We start from the raw sequence: 26020 nt of genomic DNA, 5'->3' as shown, positions 1-26020 counted from the left end.
GGCAGTCTGGGGGGCATGTCCAGGAAGCCCCGGCGTCGTCGCGCCACGTCAGCGGCCGCCGCTGCCGTGCAGCAGTACGCCGACGTGCAGCCCTCGCTCGTGCCGATCACCGAACGGTACGTCGACCTGATCACCACCCAGCTCGACGACGCGGGCATCAACTACCTGAGCGTCACCGGGCGCACCAAGTCGGTGGCCTCCTATGCCGCGAAGGTCGAGCGCCTGGCCGAGGGTGTCGATCCGGCCACGGAGATCACCGACGTGGTCGGGGTCCGCGTGATCACCTACGTCCACGCCGACGTGGCCGCGGTGGCCGACGTGCTCGGTGACGAGCTGGTCATCCTCGACGACCGCGACCTGGGCCAGGAGACTGCCAGCGAAGGACGTTTCGGCTACTCCAGCCGGCACGTGCTGGTGACCGTGCGCGACGACGACGCCAGCGAGCTGCTCGGCCACAACGCGTCCGTGCAGATCCGCACGGTGCTGCAGCACGCATGGGCCGAGTTCGAGCACGACATCCGCTACAAGGGCAAGATCCCCGAGGAGCACGCGCCCGACCTCGACCGTCGCTTCACGCTGGCCGCCGGTCTCCTCGAGCTTGCCGACAAGGAGTTCTCCCGGATCCGCGACGTGCTGCGTGCGACCGTGACGGAGGAGCGCGACGAGGCGGACGAGGAGGACCCGCGCATCGACGCGAAGGAGCTGGCCACCTTCCTCAACACGCAGTACGCCGACGTCGGCTGGTCGCGCGGCGACCACTACGCGTGGGTCTCGGGCCTGTTGCTCGAGCTCGGCATCACGTCGCTCGACGAGCTGGCCGGGCTGCTCACCTCGATCGACACCGACTCGATCGACGCACGCATGGGCTACAAGTACCCCGCCGGCGCCGTACGCCGCCTCGACGACGCCTTGCTTGCCGTGTTCGGCTCGCGCTACGTCGGCCTGCACGGCAACGCCCACCGCACCGACCTGCTCAGAGCCCGGCTCGACAAGCTGCGCGCCGACCTCCCCGACCACGAGTAACGCGGGGTTACGGTCGCTCCACACGCGGCATGACACGGGCGAACCGTCAGCACCACCGCACAAGTGCCGTCGTACGGCGACGCAACGGGCCGCTCAGTCGCCGAGGCGCAGCGACATCAGCACCCGGCTGCTCAGAGGCCACAGCATCAGGAGCCCCATCGAGATGCCGAAGACGCACAGCGCCGTCGCGACCGACGTGAGTCCGGCCAGCGCGCCGAACGCGACCATCGCGACGGGCATCAACACGTCGTCGCCGAGCTTCTGGATCGAGACCATCCGGCCGAAGTAGGCGCCGTCCACGGTGGCCACGAAGACCGATCCGAGCAGCGCCGAGGCGACACCCGCGGTCACCCCGATCACGAAGCAGGCGGCACCGGCCAACCACAACGGACCGAGTCCCAGGAGCGGTATCGAGAGCCCCTGCACGACCAGGCAGATGAACCCGATCCGGGCGGGGAACCGCACGCGCCAGCGCAGCATCGCGAGGGCCCCCACGGCGGCGCCGAGCCCGACCAGCGCCTCGAGCAGCCCCACAGCCTGGGCGCCCCACCCCTCGGCCGAGGCGCGCAGCGGAATGCCCAGGCCGAGGGCCGGCGTGACCGCGAGGTTGAGGCCGGAGAGCGCCAGCACGAGCGTCCGGGTGACCGGCGTACGACCCAGGTGTCCGAAGCCGCTGCGGATGCTGCGCAGCACCGGCTCGGCCTCGGCGCGGTCGAGCGGATGGCGCGGCCGCAACCAGATGACGAGGAAGGCCACCACTCCCACGAAGGTGAGTGCGTCGACGGAAGCACTGCCCTCGATGCCGTGGTGCGCGACGAGGAAGCCGCCCACCGCGGAGCCGCCCATGGTGCCGAGACGACTGCCGGTCTGGGCCAGCCCGCCGTACGCCGGCAGGTCTGCGGGCCGGACCATCTGGCGGCTGATCGTGGAGCCGGCCGGCTCGTAGACCGCGTCGGAGATGCCGAACGCGATCGCGGCGACCAGCAGCACCTCGATCGAGGGACCGGTGGCGGTCACCCAGACCGCGGTCGCGACCAGCACGACGACGCGCACGGCGTTGGCGAGCACCATCACCATGCGGGAGTCGTATCGGTCGGCGACGACTCCGCCGACCAGCAGGACGACGGCCCGCGGGATCGTGCCGGCGGCGACCACGATGCCGGCCATGGCCGGGCTGGCGACCTGTACGGCGGTCCAGGCCAGGGCGATCGTCCAGAGCGCGTCGCCTGCGTCGGAGAGCGACTTCACCAGGACCCAGGCGTGGACGAGGCGGTCACGCGCGAAGGGCGGTGCCGCGACCGGAGGGGTGGTCGTGGGAGCGGCGGGGGTGCTCATGGCCTGGTCGGGAAGCCGTGGGCGAAGACGAAGACCGGCTGGCGTTCGCGGCCGTCGGTCCTGTCGATCGAGGCGACCCAGGCGCGCACCGTCTCCTGCAGCAGTCCCGACAGCTCGGCGAGCTCGTCGGCACTGGCCAGGGTGGAGGTGTCGGAGCTGAAGGCGGCCTCGCGCCACACGGCGTCGGCCCGGTCCTTGCTGCGTTTCCACGCCGCGAGCTTGCCGATCTGGAACTCGACGTTGAGCTTCTCCGCGGCCTTGGCCTGCATGCGGTCGGCCGGGTTGTCGGCGAAGTCGTCGACCGACCAGGTGATCGTGTTGTCCGGCGGGGTGCGCCACCAGCTGGTGCGGCCGTCGGTGGAGAGCTCGGGCGCCCGCTCGACGATCTCGACGCGCTCGAGCATGCGCAGGTGGTGGCTGATGCTGCCGACCTGCTCGTCGAGCGCGCCGGCCAGGGTGGTGACCTGGCTCGGGCCGTGCACTCCGAGGTATTCCATGATGCGTCGGCGGGTCGGGTGGTGCACCGCGCGAAGGGTCTCGATGGAGGTCATGCGCAGGACGCTAGGCACGACCTCCGGATTGCACAAGAGTTCTTGTACATCTCCCGATCAAGCAGCGACGAGGCAGCGATCAGTCCCCGAGTGCGTCGACGTACCTCTGGAGGTAGAGCGGCCAGCCGCCGTCGCCGACGACACCGTCGCGCACCGACTCCCAGCCCTCGCCGTGACGCTCGAAGTGCCGGTGCTCCAGCTCGACCCGGGTCTGGGTGGGGCCCTCCGGGGTGAAGGTCACTTCGACCTCGCTGGCGTGGGCGGGGTCAGTGACCAGTTGCCAGGTCGGTGAGATGTCCCAGCTGATCACGAACCGGTGGGGAGGGTCGAAGGCCAGCACGCGTGCCCATCGGCACACCGAGCCGTTCTCGCCACGGTCATAGACGAAGCCGCCGACCCGGGTCTCGAAGACCGTCTCCGCGATCGCCTCCGGGGCGAGCAGGTTGTGCTCTCGGGGCTTGATCTGGTCGAACTGTTCGGTGAACACCTGGAAGGCCCGCTCTGCGGACACCGCGACGGTGATCCCGAGCCGGACGGTCTCTTCCTGTTGTGCGTGCGTCATCAGTTGCTCCTCTTCATCGCTGTTCACAATTCCGGCGTTTCGTGGGTGGTGGCCTCGGCGAGCTGCTTGAAATTGGTCAGTGCCGCGCCCCAGAAGGACTCGAGCTCCGCGCGCATCGCCTGCAGCCCGTTCGGGTCTGCGGAGTAGATCCGGCGGGTGCCCTCGGCGCGGACTCGCACCAGGGCGGCCTCCTTGAGCACGCGCAGGTGCTGGGAGACCGCCGGTCGACTGATCGGCAGCTCCCCGGCCAGGTCGGTGACCGAACGGGGTCGGGTCGAGAGGCGGGCGAAGATCTCGCGCCTGCTCGGATCGGCCAGCGCCGCCCAGGCATCAACTACGTAAGTGGTCACGAACGGTAAGTTACCGCTTACGCTCGATTGCGGCAAGGGCCGTGGCCACTCACCGGGTCGTCGCGATGACTCCCACCGTGTCGCTTCGCGGGTACGGCGCCACCGAGGTGCCCCGGACCGTGAGGGTGCGGTGCGCCGGACCCGGGCCTAGCCAGGGTGTCGTCAACGTGGCGGCTAGGTGCAACTAGCCTCGCGCGTTCCGAGTGAGGCTCAACAGACCTCGGGATCGGCGATGAGATAACCGCAAGCAACATAGGCCCAGTTCACGCGCATCGCGTGATCCTGCCCGTCGGCCTCGTACTCCACGTCCATTCGGTCGACCCACACGCCGGCATCATCCGCCGATAGCACGGTCAAAATCTCGGTGAAGGGGGCATCCGGGGACTCATCGCACCTCTGATCCACTCGGGCACCCTGCGCTGCCACCAGCGACTTCGAGGCCAATTGCCCCCGTCTCGCCAAGTCTGCGGGCGTCCGGGTGTCCGACCCCAGTGGAGACCACATTCCTTGCGGGTCTGGTCGATCCTGTGTGCCGGGCACAGTGCGCACCCAAAACTCCGCATTCACAGGTTTCCCAACCTTGTAGTGAGGCTTCACCCCCGTGATTGTGACCTGCACGGGGGCACAGATGAGCAAACTGCCGAAGGTTGCACGCCACACCCCATGTACTTCGCGTGGCGGTAGGACCGAGGTGCCACCGTCTTGGAACGCTGTTACCAAGGGACCGGCGCCAACGCTGGGGCCGTCCGTCGGGACCTCCTTCGGGCCGCATCCCGCCAACACCGCGGTGACGCACAGCACTGCCACAGTCAAGGCTCCTCGGCGCTTGGCGGCGGAGCGGGTCTCACGCGCGAACATCGTGCATACCTCACTGTCAAGGGGTGGGGGTCGGCGTGGTGCCGGCCCGCCGTCCCGGGCTGAGAACACCTGTGCCATCCCCAGACCGGGACCCGTAGTTGTCGCGCGTGCGGTGCGGCGCATGGTGCCCGCGGCCGCGCGGCTGGTCACCTGCGCGACATCACCTTCCCGGCGTTTGATGGCCAGGTGTTCGACCCGCACATGCGCCGCTTCGCTCGAAGGGTGTACAAGATCTTCTGGCTACTGTTGTACTGCCGACTGATTGACAGATCGATGCCGATCACGCTGGCGAACTTAACTGCCGCACCGTAGCTGTATGCCGACTCGCCCGACTTGTCTCGCCACCACTTGCCCCGCGCGACCCGGGCGCACTTCGTCCAATTCGGCCGGGTCGTCAGTCGGTTAGCACTTGTGCCCCCAGTCTCCCCCGTCGGAAACCACTGACGAAGGCACCCTGCACAACCCCGGGCGCACCAGGTTTCGAACAATCCGTACTCGACGCCCTTGCGATAGCTCCTACCCCGGTTTGACCCTGCCCACTGGAACCCCCATCCCGAACTGGTGTGCTTGGAACTGCCGGCCTTGAAGGCCCCCCATGCCTCTCCGGGGTCGTGGAAGGATGACGCGACCCCATAGGAGGCCCCGGTGGAGGAGTTCACGACCATCGTTGCCGTGTCGTTGCCGACCGGGTACGTGGTGCCGATCGTCGCCGACCGTACGCGTTCGCCCTTCTTGCGATATGAGCACCCAGGGTAGGGCGTGGGGTCGCCGGAACGGGCCCGGGCCGAACTCCCCGGAAGGAGTGAGAACTTTGTGAGCATTACAGACTTGCCGGTGTCGTCGTTGAGCCGTTGTAAGAGCAGACCACCCGGAGTAGCTTGCCGCGCCGCCACGCCCCGGACTCGTACCAATTCCTCCGCGGTGTCGACCCATTTAGCCTGACCACGGTGATCGACCACTGCGCGAACACTGGAGTTCGACTGGTAGGTGCCACGGTCTGTGAACACCATGACGTTGAGGAACGCCACCCCTTGGTCGTCCAACGCTGCGCGCGGCGCCTGATCGGGCCCAGCCGACACCGTGAACGAGCGACCCTTCATGCTCACAGTCGCCGCGGAGAACGGTAGCGCGCGCAGAGTCGTTCCCACCGCCGCGTCCCGCAGATCCTTGTCCTTGGGCAGGAGATACACCTCAACGTCTTGCGCTTTCACGCCGGCGGGAAGTTCGCCCGATATAACGATTGTCTGGTTGGAACTGCCGTCTGCCTCTTGAGTTTGGTCGGCTCCGGCCGCCTGAGCGCCGCCGATCACCAAGGCCAAGACGGCGGCTGCCGCTGTCCACCGCAACGCGAAGCCGCGAGAAAATTTGGGTTTACGCATTGGGCAGAACCTCCGAGTAGGGTGCGCTGACCATAACGTAGGCACTTGCTTTTTGCGCTGCATCGCACTCGACATCAAGGACCCTGAGACAGACCGCCCGGCACGGGAGAGGCCGGCCAGACTGAAGGCGGCCGCCCGCGGCGCCACGAAGCGTGATGAGATCGACCGCATCATCGAACGTGGCCGATCCCGGCAGGTGATCGATGATCGTCCCGGGGCGGAGACTCTCTGGGACGACGAGCATGGGCTTCCGCGTGATCATCGACTCCTCGGCTCTGGTCGCAATTGTGCATGGTGAGAGCGATGCGGCCGATCTCGCCAATGTCCTGGCGCAACGCGCGGGCGAGTCGTCGATCTCGGCGGCCACCTTGGTCGGGGCCGCCAACGTCATCGAGGCACACCAGGGCCGACTCGTCACCGGACTTCGATCTGCTCATGGAGCACAAGAATGCGGTCATCGCGCCGCTTCACGAACACAGGCACGCGCGCCTAATGATGCCTGGCGCGCCTCGGGAAGAGGCGCGCCCAGGCAGCAGGTCACAACCTGGTCGACTGCTTCAGTGAGGCCCTCGCAGCAATCTCGGGCGAGTCGCTCCTCTTCGAAAGCATTATGACTGCCGCAGACGGATGTCCTCGTCGCCAGGTGATTCATCATTCTCACCAGGGGCGGGGGCTTGAAGTCCTTCACGAAGTAGTCGAAGAGGTCCTCGCCCGACCCCGCCGAGCACGATCGGGTTGTAGACCCGCGCCGTCAACCAGGTCGAGCCGCGCGTGTCACCCTCAGCGAGTGGTCGCGATGACTCCGATCGTGTCGCTTCGCGGGTACGGCGCCACCGAGGTGCCGCGCACCGTGAACGTGCGGTGGTCGCCGGGTCGGGCGTACGCCGTCCGCGTGATCCGGACCTTCACCACGAACCCCTGGCTCGGCCGCAGCCAGGGCGTCGTCAACGTGCCGGCCACTGCCGCGGGGGTGACCCGGCGCGAACCCACGTAGTAGTCCACGGCGAACCGCTTGCTGCCCGCGGTTCCGCGCAGCCGGAACCGGTAGGCCTTGGCGCCGTCGTTGACCAGGCGCACCTGGCTGATGCCGGTCCGTCCCGCCTTGAGCAGTCGGTGGGTGATCGACTGCCGCTCCGCGCCGCCGTACACGTCGATGCCGGTGTAGCGGGCGGCGGTGCTCTTCTTCACCTGGGTGTCCGGCTGGGCGGCCTGCACGTCGTACCCGATGGTGCGGACGACGGTGTGCCCGGCGCCGTCGACCGCGGTGAGCCGCACGGTGTGGTGGCCGGCCGTGGAGGTCGCGAGCAGTCCGTCCGAGGCCCCGGTGACCCGGCAGGTGACCAGCGACGAGCCGCCGCGGTCGGTGCAGTCGGTCGTGACCGGGACCCGCTGCCCCTGCACGTACGTCGACCCCTCGACCGGACCACGCAGGGTCGCCACGGGTGCCTCGGTGTCGGCGATCGCGGCCAGGTGCGCGCGGTAGGTGAAGAGCCGGTCGTTCACCAGGGGGTTGGTGTCGCGCAGCTCCCAGATCTTCTGGCCGGTCGCGGACAGCTCGGTGGCGGTCACCGCGCGCGACGACGCCCAGCCGATCAGCCTGTTCCCGTTGGGAAGCTGGGCGACGCCGCCGGCGAAGAGCGCCCCGCGATCGGGCTCGGTGAAGGAGGAGATCAACCGGGCCGTCCCGGCGGTCTCGTCGATCTCGTACTCGGTGATCCGGGTGAAGGGCCGCGCGACCTCCGGGCCTGCGGGGTCGTCGGGGTTGATGCAGAACTCGTCGAAGCCGCCGCCGTACGAGCCGTTGTCGAAGATCAGGATGTTCCCGTTCGGCAGCTCGCTCGCCGTGTGCTGGGCGCAGGGCCCGTAGTAGGGGTCATCGACGAAGTCGAGGTCGCTGCGGTGGCCGCCGAGCCGCCACAGCACGTCGCCCTGCGCGTGGCCGTCCTCGGTCTCGAGCGCGATCTTGAAGACCGAGCTGAAGTGCCGGAACGACGCCAGCAGGTTGCCGTCCGCGGTGAGCACGATCGAGTTGATGTGGGCGTAGTCGGCCTTCTCGCCGGCGTCGTGCTCGACGGTCTCGGCGTCGATGTCGACGTGGTCGGCGGAGTTCCAGTCGAACATCAGCTCGCCGTCGGGGGCGAAGCCCTGGATCACGGCGTCGGTCATCTGGGTGGCCGGGTTCCGCTCGTAGGCGAGCAGGTAGGTGCTGCCGTCGGCGGCCAGGATCGAGTCGTGCGGGTCGGTGTTGACCAGGCCCTCGGTCTCGTGGGTGCGCAGCGGCTGCAGCGCCTCGTCGAGCTCGACCAGCGCCTGCCCGTTGCGGCCGGGGGAGACCGCCGAGGCCCGCGACGACGACAGGCTGCCGTTGGGCTGCCGCTTGAAGTCGATCGAGGAGGTGGTCTCGGTGTGCACGTGCACCGGGACGCCGTTGCGGTCGACCGCGGTCTCGAAGAACGGTCCGCTGGTGAACCGGGAGAGCGTCAGCAGCACGTGCCCGGGAGTCACCTGGTCGCTGACCGGTGTGGTCCGCTCCAGCGTCGGGAAGCCCGCGGGGAGGTGGATGAGCGAGTGGACGGCGTGGCCGGCGGAGTCGTCGATGATCACCGAGATCTCGTCGCCCTCGGCCAGGCCGGTGATGGTGCGGCTGCCCGTGGTCGGACGGCCGTTCACCAGCACCGTTCCGCGCGGGTCGGAGGTGGTCGCGGTGACCGTGACCCGTCCCTCGGTGCCGGCGGTCGTGGTCACGCCGTAGCGCTCGACCGACGGATCGAACGCGGGATACATCGCCACGCCCGTGCCGTCGACGGACACCGAGTGGACGGGTGCCGCGGCAGGCGTCGTTGCGACTGCTGAGGCCGGTGCCGCGTGGCCGCCGGGCAACAATGGGCCGGCGCCTGAGAGGGCCACGGCCAGGGCGAGGACGACGTACGAACGGAGCACTCCCGAACCGTACGGGAGTCGGACTCGATCGTCAGGCGATCGAGCGGAAGCCTCACCAGGGGCTGGGCTTGAAGTCCTTCACGAAGCAGCCGTAGAGGTCCTCGCCGGACTCGCCCAGCACGATCGGGTCGTAGACCCGGGCCGCGCCGTCGACCAGGTCGAGCGGTGCGTGCCATCCTTCGGCGGCGATGCGCAGCTTCTCCTGGTGCGGCCGCTCGTCGGTGATCCAGCCAGTGTCGACCGCGGTCATCAGGATCTTGTCCGTCTCGAACATCTCGCCCGCGCTGGTGCGGGTCATCATGTTCAGCGCCGCCTTGGCCATGTTGGTGTGCGGGTGACCGGCGCCCTTGTAGCGGCGGGAGAACTGCCCCTCCATCGCCGACACGTTGACGACGTACGCCCTCCGGGCACCGGCCTGTACGGCGGCACGCATCGCCGGCCGCAGCCGTGAGACCAGCAGGAACGGCGCGATCGAGTTGCAGAACTGCACCTCGAGCAGCTCCAGCGGGTCGACCTCGTCGACGACCTGGGTCCAGGAGTTGTTGGTCTGGGTGTCGGGCAGCAGCCCACCGGCGTCGACGGCGGTGCCGGCAAGGTGCGCCTCGAGGGAGGCGTTCCCGGCGGAGAGGGCGAGCGACGTGAGGCTGGCCGCGGTGTGGGCGGCCCTCGCGTGCTCGAGGGTCTCGCCTTCGTGGTGCGCGACCGCGTCGCTGCTCAACGCGCCGGCGATGGCTGCCGGGTGCGCCTCGGAGATGTGGTCGAACCTGACCATCTCGGGCAGCTCGAGGTCGGTCGGGAGTGGTGCGGACTCCATCTCGACGAGTTGGCTGTAGGCGCCGGGCGATCGGCGTACGGTCTGGCAGGCGTTGTTGATGATGATGTCGAGCGGACCGTCGGCGGCGACGTCGTCGGCCAGCGAGATCACCTGGGTGGGGTCGCGCAGGTCGATGCCGACGACCTTGAGCCGGTGCAGCCAGTCGCCACTGTCCTCGAGCGAGGCGAAGCGGCGTACGGCGTCCTTCGGGAAGCGGGTCGTGATCGTGGTGTGCGCGCCGTCGCGCAGCAGCCGCAAGGCGATGTACATGCCGATCTTGGCGCGGCCGCCGGTGAGCAGCGCGCGCTTGCCAGTCAGGTCCGTGCGCTGGTCGCGCTTGGCGTGCGACATGGCGGCGCAGGCGGGGCACAGCCAGTGGTAGAAGGCGTCGACCAGCGTGTAGTCGGTCTTGCAGATGTAGCAGCCGCGCGGCTTGAGCAGCTCGCCCGCGAAGGCGCCGGCGGCGTTCGAGACCAGCGGGATGCCCTGGGTCTCGTCGTCGATCCGCATCCTCGACCCGGTGGCGGTGGCCTCGATGACGGCCCGGTCGGCGGCGGCCTCGGCCTCGCGCTTGCGGAGCCGACGGGCCTGCTTGAGCGCCTTGTACATGTGGGAGGCGGCGTGCTTGACCGTTGTCACGTCGGGGTGGTCCGTGGGCAGCTCGTGCAGCTGGCCGAGCACCTTCACCGCGGTCGCCAGCTCGTCCGGGTCGATCCGGTCGAGGGTGGGGTCGGAAGGGGCGGGCGGCTTGGTCACCGGCAGATTCTAGGCCCTGATCGACCTGTCGCTACTTTCGATCGACCTGTCGCCAGTTTCGGCTCTGGCGCAGAACTGGCGACGGTCGCTCAAGACTGGCGACGGGTCGCTCAAAACTGGCGACGGGTCGACAAGAACTGGCGACGGGTCGCTCAAAACTGGCGACAGGTCGGCAAGAACTGGCGACAGGTCGGCGGGTAGCGTCGTCACTCGTGCTGAGGGGACTGATGGCCGACACCGCGCCACTGCGCAACGACCACTTCCGTCGGCTCTGGATCGCCAACATCATCACCGTCATCGGTGCCCAGCTCACCGTGGTCGTCGTACCGGCCCAGATCTACGCGATCACCGGTTCCTCGGCGTACGTCGGCCTAACCGGAGTCTTCGGCCTCGTGCCCCTGGTCGTCTTCGGGCTCTGGGGTGGCGCGCTCGCCGACGCGATGGACCGGCGGACGCTCCTGCTCTGCACGACGATCGGGCTGATCGTCACCAGTGGGCTCTTCTGCGTGCAGGCCGCCCTCGGCAACGAGAACGTGTGGCTCCTGCTCGGCCTCTTCGCCGTGCAGCAGGCCTTCTTCGCGATCAACCAGCCGACTCGCAGCGCCGTGCTGCCCAAGATCCTGCCGATGCGGCTGCTCCCGGCGGCCAACTCCCTGAACATGACCGTGATGATGGCCGGCGCGATCGCCGGCCCGATGATCGGCGGCGCGCTGATCCCGGTGCTCGGCTACGCCTGGCTCTACCTGGCAGACACGGTGACCCTCTTCGCCACCCTCTCGGCGGTGGTCGCCCTGCCGGCGCTGCCGATCGAGGGAGTGACCAGCACCCCGGGCCTGCGCTCGGTCATCGACGGGCTGGCCTACCTGCGCGGCCACCCGGTGCTGATGATGTCGTTCGTCGTCGACATCATCGCGATGGTCTTCGGCATGCCGCGCGCCCTCTTCCCCGAGATGGCGGACAGCGACTTCGGCGGCCCGAGCAACGGTGGCATCGCCTTCGCACTGCTCTTCGCGGCCATCCCCGCCGGCGCGGTGATCGGCGGCGTCTTTTCCGGCTGGGTCTCCCGCGTCGAGCGGCAGGGGAGGGCAGTGATCATCGCGATTCTCGTGTGGGGGCTGGCGATTGCGTTCTTCGGCCTCTTCGTCGGGTTCGCCAACGGGAGCGGCGGCGTGATGCTCGGCGCCGCGATCGCGATGCTGATGGTCGGAGGTGCGGCCGACATGGTCTCGGCGGCGTTCCGGCAGAGCATGCTGCAGAGCGCCGCCTCCGACGAGGTGCGCGGACGGCTCCAGGGCGTCTTCATCGTGGTGGTCGCCGGCGGCCCGCGCATCGCGGACGTCGCCCACGGGGGCGCCGCGGCCATGGCCGGTACGGCGACCGCGGCGGCAGGTGGGGGCGTACTCGTCGTGGTGCTGACCATCGCAGCGGCGATCGCCGCACCCGCGTTCATGCGCTACCGGCTGGCGAGGGCCGACTGATGCGGGTCTGGTCGCTGCACCCGGAGCAGCTCGACGTGAAGGGCCTGGTCGCTTGCTGGCGCGAGACCCTGCTGGCCCAGAAGGTGCTGCGAGGCCTGACCGAGGGCTATCGCAACCACCCGCAGCTCACCCGGTTCCGGGCTACGGACGATCCGGTCGCCGCCGTGGCGACGTACCTGCACGGCATCGCCGACGAGGCCGACGCGAGGGGCTACAACTTCGACCGGGCCCGCGTCGTCACCGAGGCCGACCCGGCCCTGCGGATGCCGGTCACCGAGGGCCAGGTCGCCCACGAGTGGCGGCATCTGCTGGCCAAGGTGGCGCTGCGCGATCCGGAGAGGCACCTGTCCCTCCTTGCCACCGAGGCCCGGGTGCACTCGCTGTTCGTCGTGCACCCGGGTCCGGTCGAGCCGTGGGAGGTCGTGCTCCCCGCGCCGCGGCCCGACTGACCCGAGCTCGGTCGCTCTGGGCCCTCCTTTCCGGCAAGCTCCCACCCGGCGGGTGCCGCAACCTCCCCCCGGAGGGTGATGCCGTCGCGCAGGCCGCCTTCTAGCGTCGTTCGGGCCGACCGACGAAGGAGCACGCATGACGCACGAGGCGATGATCTACGAGGCGATCCGGACGCCCCGTGGGCGTGGCAAGAAGGGCGCACTTCACGGAACGAAGCCGGTCGACCTGGTGGCAGGCCTGGTCGATGAGCTGCGGGGCCGTCTGCCCGAGCTGGATCCCTCCGTGATCGACGACATTGTTCTCGGTGTCGTCACCCCGATCGGCGAGCAGGGCGGTGACATCGCCAAGGCGGTCGCGCAGGTCTCGGGGCTTCCGGAGACCGTTGCCGGCGTCCAGATCAACCGCTACTGCGCCTCGGGCCTGGAGGCCACGAACATCGCCGCAGCGAAGGTTCGTTCCGGCTGGGACCGCATGGTCCTGGCAGGTGGAGTGGAGTCCATGTCGCGCGTGCCGATGATGTCGGACGGCGGGGCGCTCTTCACCGACCCGACCACGACCTACGACCACCACTTCGTGCCCCAGGGCATCGGCGCCGACCTGATCGCGACCCTTGAGGGCTTCAGCAGGGAAGACGTCGACGGTTTTGCGGTGACGTCCCAGCAGCGCGCCGAGGCGGCGTGGTCCCAAGGCCGGTTCAAGCGCTCCGTCGTACCCGTCGTGGATCAGAACGGTGTGCTCGTTCTCGATCACGACGAGCACCGGCGCCCGGAGTCGACGGTCGCCTCGCTCGGTGAACTGGCGCCGTCCTTCGAGGTCCCGGGGACCAAACTGGGGTTCGACGCGGTCGCCCTGCAGAAGTACCACACGGTGGATCGGATCAACCACGTGCACACAGGCGCCAACTCGTCAGGGATCGTCGACGGGGCCGCGCTGGTGCTCCTGGGCAGCGAGCAGGTCGGTCGGGACCTCGGCCTGGAGCCGCGGGGTCGTGTGGTGGCCACGGCGATCACTGCCGCCGACCCGACGATCATGCTGACCGGCCCGAAGCCGGCCACCGAGAAGGTCCTGGCGACCGCGGGCCTCACGCTGGCCGACATCGATCTCTTCGAGCTCAACGAGGCCTTCGCGTCGGTGGTGCTGAAGTGGATGAAGGACCTCAAGATCCCGGCCGAGAAGGTCAACGTCAATGGCGGTGCCATCGCGATGGGGCACCCCCTAGGGGCGACCGGAGCGATGCTCGTCTCGACCGTCCTCGACGAGCTCGAGCTTCGGCAGGAGCGACGTGCCCTGGTGACCCTGTGCGTGGGCGGCGGCATGGGGATCGCCACCATCATCGAGCGCCTGTGACCCGGCCGGACCCCACTCCAGAAACCACTGAGGAGAAGCACGTGACCAGCGTTCCGACATCCGGCGATCAGCCGATCTTCACCTGGCGCAAGGAGGACGACGGCATTGTCGTCCTCACCATCGACGACCCCACCCAGGGCGTGAACACCGTCCACGCGCGCTTCGTCGCGGAGCTGGCGGAGACGGTGGAGCGCCTGCGGGCGGAACGGGACTCGATCTCCGGAGTCGTCATCACCTCAGGCAAGTCCACCTTCGTGGCGGGAGGTGACCTCGAGGAGATCGTGGCCCTCGGACCCGAGGACGCCACCCGATTCACCCAGCACCTCAACCACCTCAAGGGCCAGCTGAGATTGCTCGAAGGTCTCGGCCGCCCGGTCGTCGCTGCGATCAACGGATCCGCGCTCGGCGGAGGCCTCGAGCTGGCACTCGCGACCCACCACCGGGTGGTGCTGGACTCGCCGAGGGTGCAACTGGGTCTGCCGGAGGTGGGTCTGGGCCTCCTGCCCGCCAGCGGCGGCATCATTCGAACTGTGCGGCTCCTCGGAGTGCGCAAGGCGCTCGACGACGTCCTGCTGTCGGGCAGGCGGTTCCGTCCGCAGCAGGCGCAGGAGCTCGGCCTGGTTGACGAGCTGGTGAAGTCGGCGGACGAGCTGCTGTCGAGAGCCAGGCAATGGATCGTCGAGAACCCCGACGCCGCGCAACCGTGGGACGCCAAGGGTTTCGCCATCCCGGGCGGCACTCCGACCAGGGGCGCCCTGAGTGCGGATCTTCCCTTCCTCGCCTCCACGCTCCGGGCCAGGACCGGAGGTGCTCCGGCCCCCGCCCAGCGCGCCATCCTGGCCGCGGCGGTCGAGGGTGCCCAGGTCGACATCGACACGGCAGGCCTGATCGAGACCCGCTACTTCGTGGAGCTCGCCACGGCCCAGATCTCGAAGAACCTGATCAACCTGAACTTCTTCGACCTCCAGGCGATCAAGGGGGGTGCCAGCCGGCCGAACGATCAGCCGTCGTACCGGGCGAGGCGGATCGGCGTGGTCGGCGCCGGAATGATGGGCGCCGGAATCGCCTACGCATCGGCGAAGATCGGCATCGACGTGGTCCTGGTCGACACGACACTGGCCGGCGCGCAGAAGGGGCGCGCCCATGCGGAGAAGGTCGAGGCCAAGGCCGTGAGTCGTGGACAGCGCACCCAGGCTGACCAGGACGCGCTGCTGAACCGGATCACCGTCTCTGACCGCGTGGAGGATCTCGCTGACGTGGACTTCGTCATCGAGGCAGTCTTCGAGAACGCGGAGCTGAAGGCCGAGGTCTTCGGCAGGGTCGAGGGCGTGGTCGGGCAGGACACGGTTCTCGGTTCGAACACGTCCACCCTCCCGATCACCTCACTCGCCGCCTCGGTGCGGCGCCCGGAGGACTTCGTAGGCGTGCACTTCTTCTCTCCCGTGGATCGCATGCCGCTGGTGGAGATCATTCGCGGGGAAGCCACCTCCGACGCCACTCTCGCCAAGGCCTTTGACCTGGTGCTGCAGCTGGGGAAGACGCCGATCGTGGTCAATGACAGCCGTGGCTTCTTCACCAGCCGCGTGATCATCTCTCGACTCAACGAGGCCGTTGCCATGGTGGGTGAGGGGGTCGCCCCGGCCAGCATCGAGCAGGCCTCCCTGCAGGCGGGCTACCCCGCGGGGGCGCTCCAGCTCCTCGACGAGCTGACCCTGACGCTGCCGCGGGACGTACGCGAGGAGGCGCGGTCTGCTGCGACGGTCGCCGGTCAGGAATGGGAGGCCCATCCCGGCCACACGACCTTCGACCGGCTCATCGACCTCGGACGCGTGGGGCGCGCGGGCGGTGGTGGTTTCTACGACTACGACGAGAAGGGACGACGTACCGGGTTCTGGCCCGGCCTCACGGAGGCCTTCCCCCCGGGTGACGACATTCCGACGGTGGGGGACCTGGCCGACAGGCTTCTCTTCGCCGAGGTTCTCGAGGCGTGGGCCGCCCACTCCGAGGGCGTGATCGAGGCGCCGTCGGATGCCAACGTCGGTTCCCTTCTCGGCATCGGCTTCCCTGCGTGGACGGGTGGGGTCCTCCGGTTCCTCGACCAGTTCGACGGCGGACGTCCCGGGTTCGTGGCGCGCGCTGAGCAGTTGGCCGAGCAGTACGGCTCCCGCTTCCGCCCGCCGGCCTCCCTGGCCGAGACCGTCTCCGAGGGATCGGGAGCATGAAGGTCGACGCCAACATCGGCGGCCAGATCGACGGCTCCGAGGGTGGCGACCTGCCGACTCTCATCGACCAACTGTCCACTGCGGAGGCGTGCGGTTTCAACGGTGTCTGGAGCACCGAGGTCGGACGGGACCCGTTCTTTCCGCCGTTGATCGCTGCCGAGCACACCCGGGAGATGACGGTGGGGACCGCGGTGGCGGTCGCGTTCGGACGCAGCCCGATGACGGTTGCCTCGTCCGCCCACGACCTTCAGGGTTTCAGCGGTGGGCGATTCGTCCTCGGGCTCGGCACACAGGTCAAGGCACACATCGAGCGGCGCTACGGAATGCCTTGGTCGAGGCCGACCGCGCGAATGGCCGAATTCATCGGCGCACTGCATGCGATCTGGGACAGCTGGGAGTCGGGTGACCGCCTCGACTTCCGCGGCGACTTCTACAACCACACGTTGATGACCCCGATGTTCACTCCGGCACACCACCCGTGGGGGAGACCGCCGGTGTTCCTGGCAGCCGTGGGCCCGCGGATGACTGAGGTCGCTGCTTCCGTCGCCGACGGGATCTTCATCCACGGCTTCACGACAGAGCGCTACCTGCGTGAGACCACGCTGCCCCTGATCGAGGGCACGCTCGATGCCAACCGGCGTGACCGGGCCTCCTTCGTGATCGCCTACCCGGGCATGGTGGCAACCGGCGCATCCGAGGAGGAGCTGCTCGCGGGGATCGCGGCGGTGCGGCACCAGATCGCGTTCTACGGTGCGACCCCGGCGTACCGATCGGTCCTCCAGCTGCACGGCTGGGAGGGGCTCCACGAGGAGCTGCACCAACTTTCCGTCGCGGGCCGGTGGGCCGAGATGGACGATCTGGTCGACGACGACGTGCTGAACGCCTTCGCCGTCGTCGGTGGTCCCAGTGAGGTCGCTGCCGAGATCAGCCGTCGCTTCGGAGAGGTCATCGACCGCTTCACCCTCTACACGCCGTACCCGCTCAGCGCGGCCGCCCGCGCGACCGTCGTGGCCGGCATCGCTGCCGGCTGAACCCCAGGAGCACTCGATGGACTTCCAGACCAGCGAAGAGCACCGTGCACTGCGGGCAGCAGTGGCGGGAATCAGTGGCAGCTTCGGCAACGACTACTACACGAAGAAGGCAGAGGCAAGGGAGTTCACCGAGGAGCTGTGGCTCGCGCTGGGTGAGCGCGGGTTCATCGGCATCAACATCCCGGAGGAGTACGGCGGGGGCGGGGCCGGTCTCGCCGAGTTGTCCGTCGTGGTGGAGGAGACCGCTGCGGCGGGGTGTCCACTGCTCCTGCTGCTCGTGGCCAGTGCCATCAGCGGGGAGGTGATCGCCGAGTTCGGCACACCACAGCAACGTCGTCAATGGTTGCCGCGGCTCGCCAGCGGCCAGGGCCGTGTCGTCTTCGCGATCACCGAGCCCGAGGCCGGTTCGAACGCGCATGACCTCGCCACCACGGCCCGACGCGACGGCGACGAGTACGTCCTCAGCGGAACGAAGCACTACATCTCCGGCATCGACGTCGCCGACGCCGTGCTGGTCGTGGCAAGCACCGGTACCGATCCGGAGACCGGTGTCGCGGAGCTCTCCCTCTTCGTGGTCGACACGGATGCTCCGGGTCTGGTGGCGCAACCGTTGCCGGTCGCGGTCAGCCTGCCCGAGCGTCAGTTCACCCTGTTCTTCGACGACGTGCGCGTCCCGGCCGATCGCCTCATCGGCGTCGAGGGCGCCGGATTCAAGCAGGTGTTCCACGGCCTCAATCCCGAACGGGTGACCGGTGCGGCACTCCTGGTCGGCATCGGTCGGTATGCGCTCGCCCGCGCCGCCGAGTATGCGAACAGCCGGTCCGTCTGGGGGGTGCCCATCGGCTCCCACCAGGCAGTGGCGCACGCGCTGGCCGCCGCCCGGATCGACATCGACGCTGCTGCCCTGATGACGGCACGGGCAGCCTGGCTCCATGACCAGAAGCTGCCCGCCGGTGAGGCGTCCAACATGGCGAAGTACCTCGCGGCCGAGGCGGCGCTGGCCGCGCTCGACGCGGCAATCCAGTGCCACGGGGGCAACGGGGTGGCGACCGAATACGGACTCATCCCGCTGTGGGGCCTGGCTCGCGTGTTGCGCATTGCCCCGGTGAACCGGGAGATGATTCTCAACTACGTCGCGCAGCACTCGCTGGGGCTGCCGAGGTCCTACTGACGCATTCCCGGCTGACGCGACCGACCGCCGCGATTCCGGTGAAGCCGACCCTGTCCCAGCCGTTCCTCGCCCGGCCCGGCGGGAGGAGGCATTTGCTTCCTGGGGGTGATCCGCCCGCCCCAGTCGGTGCTCCATCGTTGGTCTCGCTGCACCTGCCGGGAGGTCCGCGAGCGCCGGCCGAGGACCTCCCGGCAGCCTTGTCACCCAGGCAGGAGAGAGCGTGTACCCAGGAACCTTCGCCACGTCCACCCCGGACAAGACCGCCATCGTCGTCGCCGACACGGGTGCCTCACTCACCTACGCCGAGCTCGACGAGGCCACTGCGCGGTTGGCCCGGGTCTTCCACGACTCAGGCCTGCGACGAGGAGACCACGTCGCCTTCCTGACGCCGAACTCCCTCGAGCTCTTCGTGACCTACTGGGCCGCACTGCGCTCCGGGCTGTACGTGACCGGGGTCAACTACAACCTGTCGGCCGACGAGGCCGGCTACATCGTGCGGGACTGCGGTGCCCGTGCCCTCGTCGCATCGGCTGAGGTGTCCGACCTGGCCGAGGCGTTGGTCGCGCAGAGCCCGGGCATCGAGCTGCGGCTCGCGTTCGGCGGCGCCATCCGCGGACACGACTCCTTCGAGGACGCGCTGGCCAAGGTGTCTGCCGAGCCGCTCGCCGATCAGCGCCGCGGCGCCGACATGCTCTACTCCTCGGGCACGACCGGCCAGCCGAAGGGCGTCAAGCCACCGCTGCCGGAGCACCTCGTCAGCGAGCCCGGCGACCCCTTCGCCGGGGTCTTCGGTCCGATGTACGGCTTCGGCCCCGACACCGTCTACTACTCACCGGCACCCGGCTACCACGCGGCGCCGCTTCGCTTCGGCGGCATCGTCCACTACTTCGGCGGCACCCTGGTGCTCGGCAAGAAGTTCGACGCGGTGCGGTCCCTGGAGGCCGTCGAGAAGTACGGCGTCACCCACAGCCAATGGGTGCCCACCATGTTCGTGCGCATGTTGAAGCTCGACCCCGACGTGCGTGCGTCGTACGACGTCTCGACGCTGGCCTGCGCGATCCACGCGGCCGCGCCCTGCCCGGTGGACGTGAAGCAGCAGATGATCGACTGGTGGGGTCCGGTCCTGCACGAGTACTACGGCGGCACCGAGGGCAACGGCCTGACGCTGATCAACTCCGAGCAGTGGCTCGAGAGGCCCGGTTCGGTCGGCAAGGCGGGCCTGGGAACCCTGCGGATCTGCGGTGAGGACGGCGAGGTGCTGGACGCCGGCCGGGTCGGCTCCGTCTACTTCGAGCGCGACACGATGCCGTTCGCCTATCACAACGACCCCGACAAGACCCGGGCCTCCCAGCACCCTGACCACGAGACGTGGACGACCATCGGTGACATCGGCTACGTCGACGAGGACGGCTACCTGTTCCTCACCGATCGCAAGGCGTTCATGATCATCTCGGGTGGTGTGAACATCTACCCGCAAGAGGTCGAGGACTGCCTGGCCCTGCACCCGAAGGTGCTCGACCTCGCGGTCTTCGGCATTCCCGACGACGAGATGGGGGAGCAGGTCAAGGCCGTCGTCCAACCGGCTCCGGGTGTCGAGACCGGGCCCGCACTCGAGCAGGAGCTTCTCGCGTTCGTGCGTGACCGGATGGCGCACTTCAAGGTGCCGAGGAGCATCGACTTCTCCGAGAGCCTCCCGAGAACGCCAACAGGCAAGCTCGTCAAGGGGATCCTGCGCGATGCGTACGTGAAGGCGGCCAAGGGATGACCGTCACGACGCGGCCGGTCGTCGTGCTCCACGACGTGCGCTCACGCACCGAGCGACGACTCGTCACCGAGTGGGCACGGGAGACGCATCCCGGCTCGTGCGTCCGGGGAGTCGACGACGGGTGGCTGGCGGAGCAGTTCGACGAAGAGGCCCTGCTGGTGCCGGCGCGGGTGGCCTGGGTCGCCGCGCCGGGCAGCAGCACCCGCCGGGCCACCGACGTGCTCGGCCATCTCACACCGTTGCGACCCTGGCCCGTCGCCCAGCCGTTGCTGGCGCGACGTGTCCCCGGAGCGGTGACCATCGTCGTCGGGGAGGCGGCCACCCTGGCCGACCTGCGCAGGCGCTTCGCGGAGGAACACCAGGGCGGCGACTCGATGGAGGAATTCATCAGGCACGCGGCGATCCTGTCCAGCGATCGGGCCGAACGACGCCTGATCGGCGACCGCTACAAGGTGCCGCGTCGCGTCGCGGAGCAGATCGCCTCCTCGGCGCGACTGCGCGACAAGGTGCGCGCCTTCGCGGCCGAGACGGGCACGACGTACGACGCGGTCTTCGACGAGGTGCAGGACTGCCTGACCGAGTTGGTCGCCGTCCAGAGCCCGGCCGCCATCGACGCCTACCGAACGGTGCTCTCCCCGATGCACTCCCGTGCGTGGAAGGTCCACGTCGACCAGGACAGCCTCGAGCCGCTCCGGGCGCTGAACAAGAAGAGTGCCCTGATCTTCCTGCCCGCCCATCGTTCGTACGCCGACCCGCTGGTGCTCGGCGAGGTGCTGCACACCCACGACTTCCCGCGCAACCACACGCTGGGGGGCGCGAACATGGCGATCTGGCCGATCGGTCCGCTGGGCAAACGCGCCGGAATGGTCTTCATCCGCCGGGCCAACGCCAACGACGGCGCCTACAAGCTGGCGCTGCGTGAGTATCTGGCCCATCTGGCGGCCAAGCGGTTCAACCTCGAGTGGTACATCGAGGGCGGGCGGACCCGCACCGGGAAGCTGCGGCCGCCGAAGTTCGGGCTGCTCTCCTACCTGACCCGCGCGCTCCGGGAGAACCGGACCGACGACGTCCAGCTGGTCCCGGTGTCGATCGTCTACGACCACATGTCCGAGGTGGGCGCGCTCTCCGATGAGCAGGGTGGCGCCAAGAAGGCCGCCGAGGGCAGTCGTTGGCTGGCCCGCTACGTCCGTGGTCAGCTGAGGAACAGCGGCAATGCATGGGTGCAGTTCGGGGAGCCGTTCTCACTGAGAGAGGCACTCGCCGACGCCGGCGAGGGAAATGCGCAGCTGGAGAAGGTGGCGTTCCGGATCTGCGACGGCATCAACCGCGCGACCCTGATGACTCCCACGGCCCTGGTCACGTTCGCACTTCTGGGTACGCATCACCGGGCCTTGACGCTGGCCGAGATCCGTCGGGTGGCACTCCCGCTCCTCGACTACCTGGACTCGCGCGGTCTCGCCGGGCCGGCCGACGTGCTCCGCTCGGACGACGCCGTCCTCGAGACGCTGGACAAGCTCGTGGAGTCGGGGGTCACCACGCTCTACTCGGGGGGCCCCGAGCCGGTCTGGTCGGTCTCGCCGGGTCAGCACCGGGTCGCCGCGTTCTACCGGAACGGGGCGATCCACCATCTCGTGACGCGGGCCATCGTCGAGCTCGCGCTGCTCCACGTGGGCGACGGCGAGGAAGACACGAACCCGCGTGACGAGGCGTACGCCGAGGCGGTGCGGCTGCGCGACCTGCTGAAGTTCGAGTTCTTCTTCCCGACCACCAGGCAGTTCCGGGCTGACGTCGTCGCGGAGTGCGAGCTGTTCGATCCCGACTGGTTCGAGAGGGCCGGCACCGAGAGTGGGCTGGCGAACCTCCTAGCCTCCTCGAAGGTGCTGGTCGCCCACCGCGCGTTCCGTTCGTTCTTCGACGCCCAGCTCGTGGTCGCGGAGGCGCTGCTCAGCAAGGAGCCCGGCATCCCCCTGGACGAGGAGGCACTGCTGGTCGAGTGCCTCGGTCTCGGTCACCAGATGTGGCTGCAGGGGCGTCTGCACCGCGCCGACTCCGTTTCCCGAGAGCTCTACGCCACCGCGCTGAAACTGGCCAGGCACCGTGGCCTCGTCGAGGGCGACGCCGAGACCGTACGCCGGGCGCGGGTCGAGTTCGCCGCCACAGTGACGGACGTCCTCGCCCGGATGAGCCGGATCGCCGATCTCGAGGAAGAGATCCTGAAGGAGCGCGAGACGTGATGAGCCTCGACACCCTCCTCCGGAAGATCTACGCGGGCCCTGGAGGCCCCGAGATCGGCGCGTTCTTCGACTACGACGGCACCGTGATCACTGGATTCTCGGCGTCGGCGTTCTACGGACACCGGGTCCGTGGCCGCGAGATCGGCCTCAGCGAACTCGCCCAGACCGTGTGGGCCGGCTTCCGTGGCGTCAACACCGCTGCCGAGTTCCTCAGCCTGCTCGAGCTCAGCTGCCGGGCCTGGGCCGGCAAGACCGAGGTCGAGCTGATCGAGCTGGGCGAGACCCTGTTCAAGGAGAGCATTGCGGGTCGACTGCACCTCGAGGTGTGGGAGCTGGTGAAGGCGCACCACGACATGGGCCACACCGTCGTCCTTGCTTCCTCGGCGACGAGGTTCCAGGTGCAGCCGATGGCCGACGCACTCGACGCCCAGCACACCCTCTGCACCCGACTCGAGGTCGACGACGGGGTGATGACCGGGCGGGTCCTGGGCGCTCCGTTGTGGGGCAGGGGCAAGTCGGACGCCGTCACGGAACTGGCCGCCGTCGAGAACCTCGATCTGGCCCGCTCCCACGCCTACAGCAACGGAACCGAGGACATCCCCTTCCTCTCCGCCGTCGGCAACGCCGTCGCGGTCTCTCCAGAGCCGGGCCTGCGCGCCGAGGCCGGCGAGCGCGGCTGGGCGGTCCTGGACTGCGTGCCCCGCACTGGTCGCCCGAGCGTGAAGGACATCGCACGGACCGCTGGCTTCTACGGCGCCTTCGCCACCGCGTTCGGGGCCGGCATCGGGCTGGGCTTGCTGAACCGGTCCCGCTCGCAGGTCTTCGACATCACCGGCAGCGTCGGGTCCGACGTCGGCCTCGCGCTGGCCGGCGTGACCGTCGACGTGATCGAGGGACACGAGCACCTCTGGGGCGCACGGCCCTGCGTGTTCGTCTTCAATCACCAGAGCAAGCTCGACCCGGTCATCGTGATGAAGCTGCTCCGCCAGCGCTGGACCGGGGTCGCCAAGGCGGAGGCGAGGAAGATCCCCGGCTTCGGCCAGCTGTTCCAGATCGCCGGCGTCGCGTTCGTCGAGCGCACGGGCGACGTCGAGAAGGCCAAGCGGGCGCTCGCCCCGGCGATTGCGAAGATCCGCGACGAGGGGGTCTCGTTGGCGCTCTCCCCCGAGGGCACGCGGTCGCCGACACCGCGCCTCGGTCCATTCAAGAAGGGCGCCTTCCACATCGCCATGCAGGCAGGGGTGCCGATGGTGCCGATCGTGTTGCGTGGTGCCGGCGACGTCATGTGGCGCGGAGCCCAGACGCTGCGCCCCGGGGTCGTCGAAGTCGTCGTACTCCCGCCGGTGCAGACGACCGACTGGAGAGTCGAGTCGATCGAGCGACACGTCAGCGACGTACGCGACCAGTTCGTCCAGACCCTCGCCCATTGGCCGGGTCGACCGGACCTGCCGGCCCTTCCGTCGGGCCGTGCACAAGGAGAGACCTCGTGAACGCCACGGCCATCGCCCAGGACGGATGGGGCCAGGACCCTGCGATGAACCCCATCGAGACAGTCATGTGGCGGGCCGAGGCGGATCCCGCATTGAAGTCCACCATGATCGCGCTCGAGGTGCTCGACCGGGCCCCCGACTGGGCCGACTTCGTGGCCACGCACCAGCACGCGCTCGTGGGGGTGCCGCGACTGCGGCACCGCGTGGTCGAACCGCCGTTCGGCCTGGCCGCACCGCGCTGGTCGCCGGATCCCCAGTTCGACCTGCACTTCCACCTGCGACGCTCGACCCTCCGCTCGGGTGCCACCTGGAAGGACCTGTTCTCCGCGGCCGAGCAGATCGCGATGAGCCCGTTCGACCGCAGTCGTCCGCCGTGGGAGGCAACGCTGTTCGAAGGCCTGCCCGACGGTCGGGCGGCGTACGTTCTGAAGCTGCACCACGCCTCGACCGACGGGGTCGGAACGCTGCAGCTGATGAAGATGCTGCACTCCTCTCTGCCGACTACCAAGCGCGCAGGTCCCCGCCCGGAACGGGGCGGGATGACCGCATGGGGCGCTCTCGGTGCACAGGCCCTCGACTCGGCCCGCTCCGCACCCTCGGTCGTACGCCGGGCCGGTGCCGCGGCACGACGGGTCGTCGCCGATCCGGGGAAGTCCCTGCTCGACGGCGTCCGCTACGGGCTCTCCCTGCAGCGGGTCCTCTCGCCGCCACCCGCCGCCCCCTCGCCCCTGCTGGCCGGGCGAAGCGTGAACTGGCGCTATGCCGCCCTGGACGTCGACCTGGCCTCCCTCCGGGCCGCGGCCAAGGCGGCAGGTGGCTCGCTGAACGATGCCTACATCGCCGCCCTCCTCGGCGGCTACCGCCGTTACCACGAGGGGTTCGGCGCACCGGTCGACGCGATCCCGATGGCGATCCCGATCTCGGTACGCCGCGACGGCGACGGCGGTGGCGGCAACCGCTTCGCCACCGCGCGCCTCGCCGGGCCGGTGGGCGTGACTGACCCCCGGGAGCGGATCGAGGCGATCGGTGAGCTGGTCCGGACCGCACGGCAGGAGCCAGCGCTCGACAACATCAGGGTGCTGGCCCCGCTGCTGGCCCGGCTGCCGGCCTCGGTGATCGCGCAGATCGCCGGTGACATGGCCAGGAGCAGCGACCTCCAGGCGAGCAACGTTCCCGGTGCCCGCGAGGAGGTCCACTTCGCAGGCACCAGGGTCGAACGCCTCTATCCCTTCGCGCCGCTGCCGGGCTGCCCCGCGATGATCACTCTCGTGTCGCACCTGGCGACCTGCTGCATCGGGGTCAACTACGACGCGGCCGCGTTCACCGACGGTGACTTGTTCCTGTCCTCCCTCGAGGACGGCTTCACCGAGGTGTTGGCCCTCGCCGGACCGGATGCCGGAGCCGCCAGGTGGCTGCGGTGACCGCGACGCCCGAGTCACCTGGGCTCGAGATGCACCGGGGCGGGGGCGGAAGCCCGTTGGTCCTGCTCCACGGCATCAACATGACCTGGAAGATCTGGCGACCGGTGGTGCCCGCCCTGGAGGAGCAGCACACCGTCCTCGCGCCAACCCTGGCCGGTCACCTCGGAGGCCCCGGCCTCGTCGCGGGAGCCCATGGGATCGGACCCGTCGCGGACGCGGTGGAGGAGATGCTCGACCGGCAGGGGATCGACCGTGCCCACCTGGTCGGGAACTCCCTGGGCGGCTGGGTCGCCTGTGAGCTGGCCCAGCGAGGCCGGGCCATGTCGGTGGTCGCGTTCTCGCCGGCGGGAGCCTGGGACACCCGGGCCGCCCAGCAGCGGATCGTCCGGCTGATGCGGTTGACCCGGCGGAGTGCGCAGTGGTCGTCGACCCGGAACCTCATGTCACGGCCCGGACTGCGACGTGCCGCCCTCGGCCTGGCACTCGAGCGAGGGGACCTGATCCCGAACGACGTCGCGTTGCAGATGGTGGAGGAGACGCGCGCCTGTCTGCTGCTCGAGGGGCTGCTCAGGTGGATCGACCAGCACGGATCGATCGACAGGTTCGACATCGACAGCGCCTGTCCGGTGCGACTGGTCTGGCCGGTGGCCGACCGGACCATTCCCTACGAACCTTACGGGCGCGTCTACAGGGACCTCATCCCGCACGCCGAGCTGGTGCCACTTCGCGGGGTCGGTCACGTGCCGATGTACGACGATCCCCGGCTGGTGAGCCGGACGATCCTCGAGTTCACCGCCCGCGTCCCGGCGGCGTCCGCGGGCACCACGACCTGACCGGTCGTCG

The 26020-nt window shown here is 69.1% G+C and carries 20 protein-coding genes; 12 read left to right on the top strand and 8 right to left on the bottom strand.

Going from position 1 to position 26020, the window contains the following annotated elements:
- Positions 1 to 15 precede the first annotated feature (15 nt).
- Complete coding sequence (locus ASD30_RS16425) at positions 16 to 1023, top strand: GTP pyrophosphokinase (RefSeq protein WP_056683668.1); 1008 nt, start codon at positions 16 to 18, stop codon at positions 1021 to 1023.
- Between the two features lie 93 nt (positions 1024 to 1116).
- Here the strand turns inward: ASD30_RS16425 and ASD30_RS16420 are convergent, their stop codons facing one another.
- From ASD30_RS16420 to ASD30_RS16385, 8 genes are all read right to left on the bottom strand, one after another.
- Complete coding sequence (locus tag ASD30_RS16420; RefSeq protein WP_056683665.1) at positions 1117 to 2358, bottom strand: MFS transporter; 1242 nt, start codon at positions 2356 to 2358, stop codon at positions 1117 to 1119.
- A complete protein-coding gene (locus ASD30_RS16415) occupies positions 2355 to 2927 on the bottom strand; it encodes an ArsR/SmtB family transcription factor (RefSeq protein WP_442938242.1) in 573 nt (190 codons plus the stop codon). The genes ASD30_RS16420 and ASD30_RS16415 overlap by 4 nt, the downstream gene beginning before the upstream one ends.
- A 61-nt stretch (positions 2928 to 2988) precedes the next feature.
- Positions 2989 to 3471 carry an SRPBCC family protein gene (locus tag ASD30_RS16410; RefSeq protein WP_056685143.1) on the bottom strand — a complete coding sequence of 161 codons (483 nt, stop codon included), beginning with the start codon at positions 3469 to 3471 and terminating at the stop codon, positions 2989 to 2991.
- A gap of 23 nt (positions 3472 to 3494) precedes the next feature.
- On the bottom strand, positions 3495 to 3821 hold the full coding sequence (locus tag ASD30_RS16405) for an ArsR/SmtB family transcription factor (protein WP_056683661.1): 327 nt from the start codon (positions 3819 to 3821) through the stop codon (positions 3495 to 3497).
- A gap of 210 nt (positions 3822 to 4031) precedes the next feature.
- The gene (locus ASD30_RS16400) at positions 4032 to 4265 is read right to left on the bottom strand and encodes a hypothetical protein (protein ID WP_156393677.1); all 234 of its coding nucleotides are present in this window, start codon (positions 4263 to 4265) and stop codon (positions 4032 to 4034) included.
- Between the two features lie 560 nt (positions 4266 to 4825).
- Positions 4826 to 6058 (bottom strand): hypothetical protein, encoded by a 1233-nt coding sequence (locus ASD30_RS26675; RefSeq protein WP_156393676.1) that lies wholly within the window; start codon positions 6056 to 6058, stop codon positions 4826 to 4828.
- Between the two features lie 780 nt (positions 6059 to 6838).
- Positions 6839 to 8998, bottom strand: a complete 2160-nt coding sequence (locus tag ASD30_RS16390; protein ID WP_156393675.1) for an aryl-sulfate sulfotransferase — start codon at positions 8996 to 8998, stop codon at positions 6839 to 6841.
- Positions 8999 to 9050: 52 nt separating this feature from the next.
- Positions 9051 to 10568 (bottom strand): SDR family NAD(P)-dependent oxidoreductase, encoded by a 1518-nt coding sequence (locus tag ASD30_RS16385; protein WP_056683653.1) that lies wholly within the window; start codon positions 10566 to 10568, stop codon positions 9051 to 9053.
- Positions 10569 to 10780: 212 nt separating this feature from the next.
- Here ASD30_RS16385 and ASD30_RS16380 point away from each other — a divergent pair, with 212 nt between their 5' ends.
- From ASD30_RS16380 to ASD30_RS16330, 11 genes are all read left to right on the top strand, one after another.
- A complete protein-coding gene (locus ASD30_RS16380; RefSeq protein ID WP_235532603.1) occupies positions 10781 to 12046 on the top strand; it encodes an MFS transporter in 1266 nt (421 codons plus the stop codon).
- Positions 12046 to 12495 carry a pyrimidine dimer DNA glycosylase/endonuclease V gene (locus ASD30_RS16375; protein ID WP_056683648.1) on the top strand — a complete coding sequence of 150 codons (450 nt, stop codon included), beginning with the start codon at positions 12046 to 12048 and terminating at the stop codon, positions 12493 to 12495. The genes ASD30_RS16380 and ASD30_RS16375 overlap by 1 nt, the downstream gene beginning before the upstream one ends.
- Before the next feature lie 136 nt (positions 12496 to 12631).
- On the top strand, positions 12632 to 13843 hold the full coding sequence (locus tag ASD30_RS16370) for an acetyl-CoA C-acetyltransferase (RefSeq protein WP_056683645.1): 1212 nt from the start codon (positions 12632 to 12634) through the stop codon (positions 13841 to 13843).
- Positions 13844 to 13884: 41 nt separating this feature from the next.
- Positions 13885 to 16065: a 3-hydroxyacyl-CoA dehydrogenase NAD-binding domain-containing protein gene (locus ASD30_RS16365; RefSeq protein ID WP_235532602.1), complete on the top strand. Its 2181-nt coding sequence runs from the start codon at positions 13885 to 13887 to the stop codon at positions 16063 to 16065.
- Positions 16062 to 17096, top strand: coding sequence for a TIGR03617 family F420-dependent LLM class oxidoreductase (locus ASD30_RS16360; protein WP_056683642.1), 1035 nt, complete (start codon positions 16062 to 16064; stop codon positions 17094 to 17096). The genes ASD30_RS16365 and ASD30_RS16360 overlap by 4 nt, the downstream gene beginning before the upstream one ends.
- A gap of 16 nt (positions 17097 to 17112) precedes the next feature.
- The gene (locus ASD30_RS16355) at positions 17113 to 18267 is read left to right on the top strand and encodes an acyl-CoA dehydrogenase family protein (RefSeq protein ID WP_056683639.1); all 1155 of its coding nucleotides are present in this window, start codon (positions 17113 to 17115) and stop codon (positions 18265 to 18267) included.
- Positions 18268 to 18487: 220 nt separating this feature from the next.
- Entirely contained in the window at positions 18488 to 20032 is a 1545-nt protein-coding gene (locus ASD30_RS16350) for an acyl-CoA synthetase (RefSeq protein WP_056683635.1), read from the top strand.
- Positions 20029 to 22266 (top strand): glycerol-3-phosphate 1-O-acyltransferase, encoded by a 2238-nt coding sequence (locus ASD30_RS16345; protein WP_056683633.1) that lies wholly within the window; start codon positions 20029 to 20031, stop codon positions 22264 to 22266. Before ASD30_RS16350 ends, ASD30_RS16345 begins: the two co-directional genes overlap by 4 nt.
- On the top strand, positions 22266 to 23756 hold the full coding sequence (locus tag ASD30_RS16340; protein ID WP_156393674.1) for an HAD-IB family hydrolase: 1491 nt from the start codon (positions 22266 to 22268) through the stop codon (positions 23754 to 23756). The genes ASD30_RS16345 and ASD30_RS16340 overlap by 1 nt, the downstream gene beginning before the upstream one ends.
- Entirely contained in the window at positions 23753 to 25177 is a 1425-nt protein-coding gene (locus ASD30_RS16335) for a wax ester/triacylglycerol synthase domain-containing protein (protein ID WP_200950088.1), read from the top strand. The genes ASD30_RS16340 and ASD30_RS16335 overlap by 4 nt, the downstream gene beginning before the upstream one ends.
- Positions 25174 to 26010 carry an alpha/beta fold hydrolase gene (locus tag ASD30_RS16330; protein WP_056683627.1) on the top strand — a complete coding sequence of 279 codons (837 nt, stop codon included), beginning with the start codon at positions 25174 to 25176 and terminating at the stop codon, positions 26008 to 26010. Before ASD30_RS16335 ends, ASD30_RS16330 begins: the two co-directional genes overlap by 4 nt.
- Positions 26011 to 26020: the final 10 nt, after the last annotated feature.

This window comes from Nocardioides sp. Root140, assembly GCF_001426745.1.
Classification (GTDB): Bacteria; Actinomycetota; Actinomycetes; order Propionibacteriales; family Nocardioidaceae; genus Nocardioides.
Note: the sequence above shows the minus strand (reverse complement) of the source record. Positions and strands in the feature narration are given on the sequence as shown.

Coding starts and splice junctions, on each gene's coding strand:
- ASD30_RS26675 (WP_156393676.1), bottom strand. CDS start 6,058: ATGCGTAAACCCAAATTTTCTCGCGGCTTCGCGTTGCGGTGGACAGCG.
- ASD30_RS16370 (WP_056683645.1), top strand. CDS start 12,632: ATGACGCACGAGGCGATGATCTACGAGGCGATCCGGACGCCCCGTGGG.
- ASD30_RS16360 (WP_056683642.1), top strand. CDS start 16,062: ATGAAGGTCGACGCCAACATCGGCGGCCAGATCGACGGCTCCGAGGGT.
- ASD30_RS16410 (WP_056685143.1), bottom strand. CDS start 3,471: ATGACGCACGCACAACAGGAAGAGACCGTCCGGCTCGGGATCACCGTC.
- ASD30_RS16355 (WP_056683639.1), top strand. CDS start 17,113: ATGGACTTCCAGACCAGCGAAGAGCACCGTGCACTGCGGGCAGCAGTG.
- ASD30_RS16425 (WP_056683668.1), top strand. CDS start 16: ATGTCCAGGAAGCCCCGGCGTCGTCGCGCCACGTCAGCGGCCGCCGCT.
- ASD30_RS16375 (WP_056683648.1), top strand. CDS start 12,046: ATGCGGGTCTGGTCGCTGCACCCGGAGCAGCTCGACGTGAAGGGCCTG.
- ASD30_RS16340 (WP_156393674.1), top strand. CDS start 22,266: ATGAGCCTCGACACCCTCCTCCGGAAGATCTACGCGGGCCCTGGAGGC.
- ASD30_RS16420 (WP_056683665.1), bottom strand. CDS start 2,358: ATGAGCACCCCCGCCGCTCCCACGACCACCCCTCCGGTCGCGGCACCG.
- ASD30_RS16345 (WP_056683633.1), top strand. CDS start 20,029: ATGACCGTCACGACGCGGCCGGTCGTCGTGCTCCACGACGTGCGCTCA.